We start from the raw sequence: 10195 nt of genomic DNA on the forward strand, positions 1-10195 counted from the left end.
GCTGATGAGCATCGAACACGGGGCCCGACCGCTGCGGATTACCCTGACCGCCCTGGTGGTGCTGGTGCTGGGCGGCATCATGGCGGCCGGCGGCCTCTACCTGGCGGCACTGGGTGGCTCCTGGTACTACCTGGTCGCCGGAGTCGGGTTGCTGGTGGTGGCGGGCCTGCTGTTCACCCGGCGCCGGGCGGCGCTCTGGGTGTATGCGGTGCTGCTGCTGGCGACGCTGGCCTGGACGATCTACGAGGTGCGGTTCGACTGGTGGCAACTGGCGCCGCGCATCGATCTCTGGTGCCTGCTGGGATTGTGGCTGATCCTGCCCTTCGTCAACCGCCATGTGGACGACCGGCGCTCCTGGCGCGACGGTGCCAGCGGCCTGCTCGGCGTGGGGCTGCTCGCCGGTGTGCTGATGGCCGTCTATTCGCTGACCCAGGACTACCATTCGATCGAGGGCCAGTTCAGCGACGCGCAGATGCAGGGCATCGGCCCGGACGGGCAGGCCGATCGTTCCGCCAACGCCTGGACGGCCTACGGCGGCTCGGACCGGGGCGACCGCTATTCGACGGCGGATTTGATTACCCCGGAGAACGTCGACAAGCTGGAAAAGGCCTGGGAGTACCACACCGGCGACCTGCCGGGCGAAGGCGATCCGGGCGAGCTGACCAACCAGGTCACGCCGCTCAAGATCGGCGACGCGCTGTACCTCTGCACCCCGCACAGTATCGCCATCGCGCTGGATGCCGACACCGGCGAGGAGCGCTGGCGCTTCGACCCGAGCATCAACCGCAAGGCCGAGTATTACCAGCACATGACCTGCCGTGGCCTGGCCTTCCACGACGCGACCCGCTATGCCGGGGCGACGCCGACCAGCCCGCAGCCTGCCGGACGCTGCGAGCGCCGGCTGTTCCTGCCGACCAACGACGGCACCCTGATCGCCCTCGACGTGGAGGACGGCAAGCCCTGCGAGGACTTCGGCAACGCCGGGGTGGTCGACCTGAAGGTCGGGCTGGGTGACGACGCGCTGGGTGTCTACCTGCCCACCTCGCCGCCGGTGGTCACCGAAAGGCTGGTGATCGTCGGCGGTTCGATCACCGACAACGGCGCGGTGGACTCCCCGGGCGGCGTGATTCGCGCCTACGACGTGCGCAGCGGCCAATTGGTGTGGAATTTCGATCCGGGCAACCCGGACGCCACCGAGCCGCTGCCGCCGGGCGAGACCTACGTACGCAGCACGCCCAACGCCTGGACCATCGCCACGGCCGACGAGTCGCTCGGCCTGGTCTACATCCCCACCGGCAACCAGACGCCGGACCAGTGGGGTGTGTTGCGCACGCCCGAGTCAGAGCGCTTCACGGCGACGCTGGTCGCGCTGGAGCTGGAAACCGGCCGCGTGCGCTGGGAGTTCCAGACCATCCATCACGACCTCTGGGACCGGGACCTGCCCTCGCAGCCGACCCTGGTGGATATCGACGCCCCGCAGGGCAGGGTGCCGGCGATCATCCAGCCCACCAAGCGCGGCGATCTGTACGTGCTCGACCGGCGCACCGGCGTGCCGATCGTTCCGGTCGAGGAGCGCCCGGTGCCGCAGGGCACCGTCGAGGGCGATTTCACCGCGCCGACCCAACCGGCCTCTGCCCTCAGCTACGCGCCGGACGAGCCGCTGTACGAGCGCGACATGTGGGGCGGTACCCCGCTGGACCAGATGATGTGCCGCATCCAGTTCCGCAAGCTGCGCTACGAGGGTGACTTCACCCCGCCGTCCGAGCAGGGTTCGCTGATCTACCCCGGCAACGTCGGGACCTTCAACTGGCCCTCGGTGGCCGTCGACCCGAGCCGCCAGCTGCTGTTCGGCGCGCCCAACTACCTGGCGTTCGTCTCGCAGATGGTCAAGCGCAGCGAGGTCGATCCCGAAGAGCGCACAGGCGGCGGCGAGACCGGCCTGCAGCCGAACCTCGGCGCGCCTTACATGGTGCGGCTGAATCCCTTGCTCTCGGTGCTCGGCCTGCCATGCCAGGCGCCGCCGTGGGGCTACGTCACCGCCGTCGACCTGCGCACCATGCAGAAGGTCTGGATGCGCAAGAACGGCACCAGCCGCGACAGCGCCCCGCTGGGCATTCCCCTGCGGGTCGGCACGCCCGCGCTGGGTGGCCCGATCGTCACGGCCGGAGGCCTGGCCTTCATGAGCGGCACCCTGGACTACTACCTGCGCGCCTACGACCTGCAGACCGGTGAGGAACTGTGGAAAGGTCGCCTGCCGGCCGGAGGCCAGGCGACGCCGATGACCTACGTGTCGGAAAGGACCGGCAAGCAGTACGTGGTGCAGATGGCTGGCGGGCATGGCTCGTTCGGTACCCAGATCGGCGATTCGGTCGTGGCCTGGACGCTGGAGGAGGAGCAGTAGGCCCGGAGGCGTCGCGGTGAGTGGTGCCGTCGCCTTCAGGGCTCATGGGCGCGGCTCGACGGCACGCCGTTCGTCGGCGCGTCACGGTTCTGTCAAGCGTGTCGCTTAACCCTTCTCGACGGGCACACGTTGGAGGGACCACCATGACCGAACCGACCGTAACCGAGCAGAACCATACCGAACCGGACCCCATACGCCGCCGCCTCGTTCAAGGCCTCGGCGCGGGGCTCGCGCTGCCGGCGCTGGGCGTATCGCCCGCCATCGTCGCGGCGCCAACCGCGCGGCCCTGGATGACCGACGGCGTGCAGTCCGGCGATGTACTGGCCGATCGCGCAGTGATCTGGAGCCGCTGTGATCGGCCAGCCCGGCTGGTGGTCGAGTGGGACACCACCAGCGGGTTCGGCAATGCCCGGCGGATGGTCTCGCGACCGACCGATGAGCGCCTCGACTACACGGCGCGCCTGGACCTGCGCGGCCTGCCTTCGGACCAGTCGATCTTCTATCGCGCCTATTTCGAAGACGCCCGCGATCATGTGCGCAGCGAGCCCTGGTTGGGGCACCTGCGCACGGCGCCCAGGCGGGCGCGGGACATCCGCTTCGTCTGGGGCGGGGATACCTGCGGCCAGGGCTGGGGGATCAACCCCGACTTCGGCGGCATGCGCATCTACGAAGCCATGCGCCAGCGCCGGCCGGACTTCTTCATCCAGAGCGGCGATGCGATCTACGCCGACGGCCCGATCCAGGCCGAGGTGACCGCCGAGGACGGGCGTCTGTGGCGCAACGTCGTCACCGAACCCAAGACGAAGGTCGCCGAGACGCTCGACGAGTTTCGCGGCAACTACCGCTACAACCTGCTCGATCACAACCTGCGCCAGTTCAATGCCGAGGTGCCGCAGATCTGGCAGTGGGACGACCACGAGGTCACCAACAACTGGTCCCCCGGCAAGGTGCTGGACGAGCGCTACCAGGTCAGAGACATCGACCTGCTGGCCCGTCGCGGTCGCCAGGCGTTTCTGGAGTACGCCCCCATGCGCCTGGAGGGGCGCGATGCCTCCGGGCGCGTCTATCGCAAGATCGCCTATGGGCCGCAGCTGGATGTGTTCGTATTGGACATGCGCACCTATCGCGGCCCCAACACCCATAACCTTCAGCAGACGCAGGGGCCGGACACCGCGTTTCTCGGTGCCGAGCAGCTGACGTGGCTCAAGAGCGAATTGCGTCATTCGCGGGCGACATGGAAGGTCATCGCCGCCGATATGCCCATTGGGCTGCATGTGCCCGATGGCACCGATGAAGCCGGGCGTGCGCGCTGGGAGGCGATCGCCAACGGGCAGGACGGCCCGCCGCGTGGCCGCGAGCTGGAAATCGCCGATCTGCTTGGCTTCATCCGCCGTTATCGGGTCCGCAATACCCTGTGGCTGACCGCCGACGTGCACTACTGCGCGGCGCACCACTATCACCCCAATCGCGCCGCCTTCCAGGAGTTCGATCCGTTCTGGGAGTTCGTCGCCGGGCCGCTCAACGCCGGCAGCTTCGGGCCCAATCCGCTGGATGCGACCTTCGGCCCGCAGGTGGTCTTCCAGAAAGCGCCGGCGACCGCCAACGCGTCGCCCTATGCCGGCTTCCAGTTCTTCGGAGAGGTGGAGATCGATTCGCGCAGCGGCGCCTTGAGCGTCACCCTTCGGGACATCGACGGTGCCGCGGTGTTTTCCAGGACCCTGGAACCTCAGCGCGCCTGAGGACTAGCGCGACAGGCATCGGCAGGTGCCTGTCGTCCAGGAGAAGGTGGCCGGGTGTGACCTTGCGGGCAGGCGCCGTGCTTGCACGCCTGCCCGCAAGGTTCGCGCCGGGCGCGGGCGACGGGCTAGTGATGCTCCCGCGTCGCGCGGAATTTCACGTCCGGCCAGCGCTCTTCCATCAGGCTCAGGTTGACGCGGGTGGGCGCCAGGTAGGTGAGGTGGCCGCCGCCGTCGATGGCGAGGTTCTCGTAGGCCTTGTTCTTGAAGTCTTCGAGCTTCTTCTTGTCGTCGCATTCGATCCAGCGCGCCGACCAGACGTTGATCGCCTCGTAGGCGCACTCGACCTTGTATTCCTCCTTCAGCCGGCTGGCGACCACGTCGAACTGCAGCACGCCGACCGCGCCCAGCACGATGTCGTTGTTGCGCTCGGGGAAGAACACCTGGGTGGCGCCTTCCTCGGCCAGTTCCTGCAAGCCCTGGCGCAGCTGCTTGGATTTGAGCGGGTCCTTCAGGCGCACCCGGCGGAACAGTTCCGGCGCGAAGTGCGGGATGCCGGTGAAGCCCAGGTTCTCGCCTTCGGTGAAGGTGTCGCCGATCTGGATGGTGCCGTGGTTGTGCAGGCCGATGATGTCGCCGGCCCAGGCCTCTTCGAGCATCTCGCGCTCGCTGGAGAAGAAAGTCAGCGCGTCGGCGATCTTCAGGTCCTTCTTGAGTCGCACATGGCGCAGCTTCATGCCCTTTTCATAGCGGCCCGAGCAGATGCGCATGAAGGCGATGCGGTCGCGGTGCTTGGGGTCCATGTTCGCCTGGATCTTGAACACGAAGCCGGAGAACTTCTCCTCGACCGGCTCGACCACCCGCTCGTTGGCGGCGCGCGACAGCGGGCGGGGCGCCCAGTCGACCACCGCGTCGAGCACCTGGTCGACGCCGAAGTTGCCGAGCGCCGTACCGAAGAACACCGGGGTCATCTCGCCGCGGATGAAGGCGTCCTTGTCGAACGCGTGGCAGGCGCCCTGGACCAGCTCAAGCTCCTCGACGAACCGCTCGTAGAGGTCGCCCAGGTGGGTGCGGGCTTCGTCGGAGTCGAGCTTCTCGATCACGCGGGTCTCGATGCGCTCGTGGCCGTGGCCCGGCGTGTAGACGTAGATGCGGTCGTCGGAGAGGTGGTAGACGCCCTTGAAATCGCGGTACGAGCCGATCGGCCAGGTGATGGGCGCGGCCTTGATCTTGAGCACCGCCTCGATCTCGTCGAGCAGCTCGATGGGGTCGCGGATGTCGCGGTCGAGCTTGTTGATGAAGCTGACGATGGGGGTGTCGCGCAGCCGGCAGACGTCCATCAGGGCGATGGTGCGCGGCTCGACCCCCTTGCCGCCGTCGAGCACCATCAGCGCCGAGTCCACCGCGGTCAGGGTGCGGTAGGTGTCTTCGGAGAAGTCCTCGTGGCCGGGGGTGTCGAGCAGGTTGATCATGTGCTCGCGGTAGGGGAACTGCATCACTGAGGTGGTGATGGAGATGCCGCGCTGCTTTTCCATCTCCATCCAGTCGGAGGTGGCATGGCGGTCGGATTTGCGCGACTTGACGGTACCGGCCACGGCGATCGCCTGCCCCATCAGCAACAGTTTTTCGGTGATGGTGGTCTTGCCCGCGTCGGGGTGGGAAATGATGGCGAACGTGCGACGTTTCGCGACTTCGGCGGCCTGGGTGGTCATGGCGGTCCCGGTATCTAAAGCGTGTCGGAAAAAGCCCGCGAGTATACGGCAAAACCCCGGGCGCCGCGGAGGTCGCCGTGTTCGTCCGACCTGACGCCAAGCGTTGCGCGCGCGAGGCCGGTGGAACCTCTTGGAGGCAAATGCCGTCGGAGAATCAAGCGGTTGCGCCTGCCAGGCGGGCCGCGCCCATCAGAACATGCCTGCGGATCGACGCGCGGGTTCGAAGGGAGTCGTCATGAGCAAGACCACCGGCAAGCTGCTCGCCGGGCTGGCAGTCCTCGTCGTGGTACTGGCGCTGCTGGTTCACTGGATCGGTGTGCAGACGCTGCGCGACACGCGCGGCGATCTGCTGTTCTACCTGCAATCGCACCTGCTGCTGGTCGGCGCCTCGATGCTGATGGCGCTGCTGCTGGGCATTCCGGTCGGGGTGCTGCTCAGCCGGCCATTCATGGCCCGCAGCGCCGAACGCTTCATGCAGGTCTTCAACATCGGCAACACCATTCCGCCGCTGGCGGTGCTGGCGATCGCCCTCGGGGTGCTGGGCATCGGCAACGGGCCGGCGATCTTCGCGCTGTTCCTCGCCTCGCTGCTACCCATCGTGCGCAACACCTATGAGGGGCTGAAGAACGTCCCGGGCTCGCTGAAGGAGGCGGCCCGCGGTATCGGCATGACGCCAAGCCAGGTGCTGCTGCGGGTCGAGCTGCCCAATGCGGTGCCGATCATCGTCGGCGGCGTTCGCGTGGCGCTGGCGCTGAACGTGGGTACCGCGCCGCTGGCGTTCCTCATCGGCGCCAACAGCCTGGGCAGCCTGATCTTTCCGGCGATCGCGCTGAACAACCAGGCGTTGTTGCTGCTCGGAGCCGCCACCACGGCGTTGCTGGCGCTGTTGCTCGACGGGCTGGTCAGCCTCGGCAGCCGCCTGTGGCTCGAACGCGGCCTGGCCCGCTGAGGATGCGCGCGATGAAACGATACGTACTGCTGTGCATGACAGTGTTCCTGGCGCTTGCCGGCGGGCTCGCTTGCGCCCAGGAAAAGCCGCTGATCCGCATCGGCGCCAAGGTGTTTTCCGAACAGCGCATCCTCGCCCAGATGACCGCGCAGTACCTGCAGAGCAAGGGCTATCGCACCCGCGTGGTGGCCGGGCTGGGCAGCACCGTGGCGCGCAGCGCGCAGGAAAACAACGAGCTGGACCTGAACTGGGAATACACCGGCACCTCGCTGTTCGCCTACAACAACCAGACCGAGGTGCTTTCGCCCGAAGCCTCGCTCGCGCGCGTCCGTGAGCTGGATGGGGCCAAGGGCCTGGTCTGGCTCGAGCCGTCGCGCTTCAGCAACACCTACGCGCTGGCGGTGCCGCGCGAGGTCGCCGAACGCGACGGCGTGCGCACCATCAGCGACCTGACGCGGGTGATCAACGCCACCGACGAGCCGCACCTGATCGCCTTCGACATCGAGTTCGCCAACCGTCCGGACGGGCTGACGCCGCTGGTCGAGCGCTACGGGCTGTCGCTGACCCGCAACGAGGTCCGGCAGATGGACCCCGGCCTGGTCTACACCGCGCTGCGCAACGCGCAGGTCTACGCGGGCCTGGTGTACACCACCGATGGCCGGCTCGATGCCTTCGACCTGCACCTGCTCGAGGACGACCGGCAGCACTTCCCCGATTACACCGCAGCGCCCGTGGTGCGCCGCGACGTGCTCGATGCCAACCCGGAGCTGGCCGAGCTGCTGGCCTCGCTGGCCCGGTTGCTCGATGACGACACCATGCGGGCGCTCAACGCCCGGGTGGACATCGGCCACGAGACGCCCGCGGCGGTGGCGGCCGACTTTCTGCGCCAGCACGAGCTGATCTAGGGGCTATTGACGATTGCGCACGGCGCGACGGAGCGCTTCTTTCGCGTAATCATGCAGGAGAAAAACGTGGTTGCTTTGAACGAACGACTAGCAGTGCTGCATGGCGAAAGAAGCGCTCCGTCCCTTCGGGCTGGGCGGCAAATCGCGCCAGGCGGCGTCGCGGGATTTGGCAAGGGAGCGACCATCACCGGCGTCCCGCTCCTTGCCTGGCGCGATTTATCGCCGCAGCGCAGCTCGCGCCGAACCCTCAACAGACCCTAGGAGCCCCATGGACTGGTTATCGACGTTCACCTACATGGATTGGGGCCAGGTCGGCACCCTGACCCTGCAGCACATCGCCCTGGTCGGCGTGGCGGTCGGCCTGGCGATCCTCGCCGGCGTGCCGCTCGGGGTGGCGATGACGCGCTTTCCCTGGTTGTCCGGGCCGCTGCAGGGCGCCGCCACGGTGGTACTGACGATCCCGTCCATCGCCCTGTTCGGCCTGATGCTGCCGCTGTACTCGAAGATCGGGCAGGGCCTGGGCCCGTTGCCGGCGGTCACCGCGGCCTTTCTCTATTCGCTGCTGCCGATCCTGCGCAACACCTACCTGGCGCTGACCAATGTCGAACCCGGCATTCGCGAAGCGGGGAAGGGCATCGGCATGACCTTCTGGCAGCGCCTGCGCATGGTCGACATCCCGCTCGCCGTGCCGGTGATTCTCGCCGGCGTGCGCACGGCGGTGGTGATGAACATCGGGGTGATGACCATCGCCGCGGTGATCGGCGCCGGGGGCCTCGGCGAACTGATCCTGACCGCCATCAGCCGCAGCGACATGGGCCAGCTCATCGTCGGGGCCATCATCGTGAGCATTCTCGCGATCATCGCCGACCTGCTGCTGCAGTGGCTGCAACGTACATTGACGCCCAAGGGGCTGCGCACCTGAGCGCCGGAGAAAACGGATGATCGAACTCGACAAGCTGACCAAGACCTTCAAGCAGAAGAACGGCAAGGACGTGACCGCGGTCGACGCCGTCAGCCTGACCGTCAACGAAGGCGAGATCTGCGTCTTTCTCGGCCCCTCCGGCTGCGGCAAGACCACCACGCTGAAGATGATCAACCGGCTGATCGAGCCGACGTCCGGGCGCGTGCTGATCAACGGCGAGGACACGGCGGCGCTCGACGAGGTCAGCCTGCGGCGCAACATCGGTTACGTGATCCAGCAGATCGGCCTGTTCCCCAACATGACTATCGAGGAAAACATCACCGTGGTGCCCAAGCTGCTCGGCTGGGACAAGAAGAAGTGCCACGAGCGGGCGATGGAGCTGATGAGCATGGTCCAGCTCGATCCCAAGCAGTACCTCAGGCGCTACCCGCGCGAACTCTCCGGGGGCCAGCAGCAGCGCATCGGGGTGATCCGCGCGCTGGCCGCCGATGCGCCGCTGCTGCTGATGGACGAACCCTTCGGCGCGGTCGACCCGATCAACCGCGACGCCATCCAGAACGAGTTCTTCCAGATGCAGCGGGCCTTGAACAAGACGGTGATCATGGTCAGCCACGACATCGACGAGGCGATCAAGCTGGGTGACAAGATCGCGGTGTTCCGTGCCGGCAAGCTGGTGCAGATCGACCACCCCGACACCCTGCTGGCGCACCCGAAGGACGAGTTCATCGCCAGCTTCGTCGGCCAGGACGCGACCTTGAAGCGGCTGCTGCTGATCCGCGCCGAAGACGCCGCCGACAATGCGCCGTCGGTACAGCCCGAGTTGCCGGTGGCCGATGCACTGGAGCTGATGGAGGAATCCGATCGCCGCTACCTGGTGGTGACCGACGGAGCCAACAAGGCGCTGGGCTTCATCCGTCGCCGCGAGCTGCGCGGGCAGAGCGGCGCGATCGGGGCCTTCATCCGGCCGTTCACCGCCACCGCGGCGTTCGACGAACACCTGCGCATCCTCCTGTCGCGCATGTACCAGTTCAACAGTTCCTGGCTGCCAGTGCTCAGTGCCGACAACGATTTCCTGGGCGAAGTCACCCAGGAATCGATCGCCGATTACCTCAGCTCCGGCCGCTCGCGCGGCAAGACCACCATCGTCTCGCCGGCCGAGCAGGCCGCCGGCTGAGGGCCGGTATCCGCCTCCCCGGTCGGCCCATCCGGTCGGCGAGCGGCGCGTCGAATCCGGAACATCGTGACGTCATGCCTGTCGGTTAAAACAGAGGGGTGTTCGCCGCCCTGGAAAAAATGGAACGAAGCAGGATTTTTAATTGATCTCGGCCAGCTGTGGTTCTAAAGTTCGCGCCCGAACGTCCATGCTGGAAACGATCCATCCGGCTCAAGTACTGACGACGAGAGGTTGCGGTTCTTCATCGCGCAGAAACGTGATTCTCGGCGACATGCCTTGGGAAGTAGGCGAACCAAAGTGGGGAAACTGATTAGACGTTCAGCTTTGCGATTGCTTGTGTAAGGCACCCCCTCAAAATCCTTTGCGTGATTTGCCCACCCTGGAGACCCGCATGTC

At 66.8% G+C, this 10195-nt stretch carries 7 protein-coding genes; 6 read left to right on the forward strand and 1 reads right to left on the reverse strand.

All coding sequences use genetic code 11. The features are described from left to right. The first annotated feature begins 4 nt into the window (after positions 1–4). Complete coding sequence (locus tag DN824_RS17615; protein ID WP_138409712.1) at positions 5–2401, forward strand: glucose/quinate/shikimate family membrane-bound PQQ-dependent dehydrogenase; 2397 nt, start codon at positions 5–7, stop codon at positions 2399–2401. 143 nt (positions 2402–2544) lie between these two features. Then, on the forward strand, positions 2545–4140 hold the full coding sequence (locus DN824_RS17620; protein WP_138409713.1) for an alkaline phosphatase D family protein: 1596 nt from the start codon (positions 2545–2547) through the stop codon (positions 4138–4140). A gap of 125 nt (positions 4141–4265) precedes the next feature. Here DN824_RS17620 and DN824_RS17625 read toward each other — a convergent pair whose 3' ends face one another. Further along, positions 4266–5849, reverse strand: a complete 1584-nt coding sequence (locus DN824_RS17625; protein WP_138409714.1) for a peptide chain release factor 3 — start codon at positions 5847–5849, stop codon at positions 4266–4268. 235 nt (positions 5850–6084) lie between these two features. On the opposite strand from DN824_RS17625, the gene DN824_RS17630 reads away from it, so the two are divergent. The 4 genes from DN824_RS17630 (at position 6085) to DN824_RS17645 (ending at position 9799) form a co-directional block, all read left to right on the forward strand. Next, a complete protein-coding gene (locus DN824_RS17630; RefSeq protein ID WP_138409715.1) occupies positions 6085–6798 on the forward strand; it encodes an ABC transporter permease in 714 nt (237 codons plus the stop codon). A gap of 11 nt (positions 6799–6809) precedes the next feature. Further along, positions 6810–7703, forward strand: coding sequence for a glycine betaine ABC transporter substrate-binding protein (locus DN824_RS17635; protein WP_138409716.1), 894 nt, complete (start codon positions 6810–6812; stop codon positions 7701–7703). Positions 7704–7971: 268 nt separating this feature from the next. Continuing rightward, positions 7972–8625, forward strand: a complete 654-nt coding sequence (locus DN824_RS17640) for an ABC transporter permease (RefSeq protein WP_138409717.1) — start codon at positions 7972–7974, stop codon at positions 8623–8625. Positions 8626–8641: 16 nt separating this feature from the next. After that, positions 8642–9799: an osmoprotectant ABC transporter ATP-binding protein OsmV gene (locus DN824_RS17645; RefSeq protein WP_138409718.1), complete on the forward strand. Its 1158-nt coding sequence runs from the start codon at positions 8642–8644 to the stop codon at positions 9797–9799. The last annotated feature ends 396 nt before the right edge of the window (positions 9800–10195 follow it).

The organism is Stutzerimonas nosocomialis, from assembly GCF_005876855.1.
Classification (GTDB): domain Bacteria; phylum Pseudomonadota; class Gammaproteobacteria; order Pseudomonadales; family Pseudomonadaceae; genus Stutzerimonas; species Stutzerimonas nosocomialis.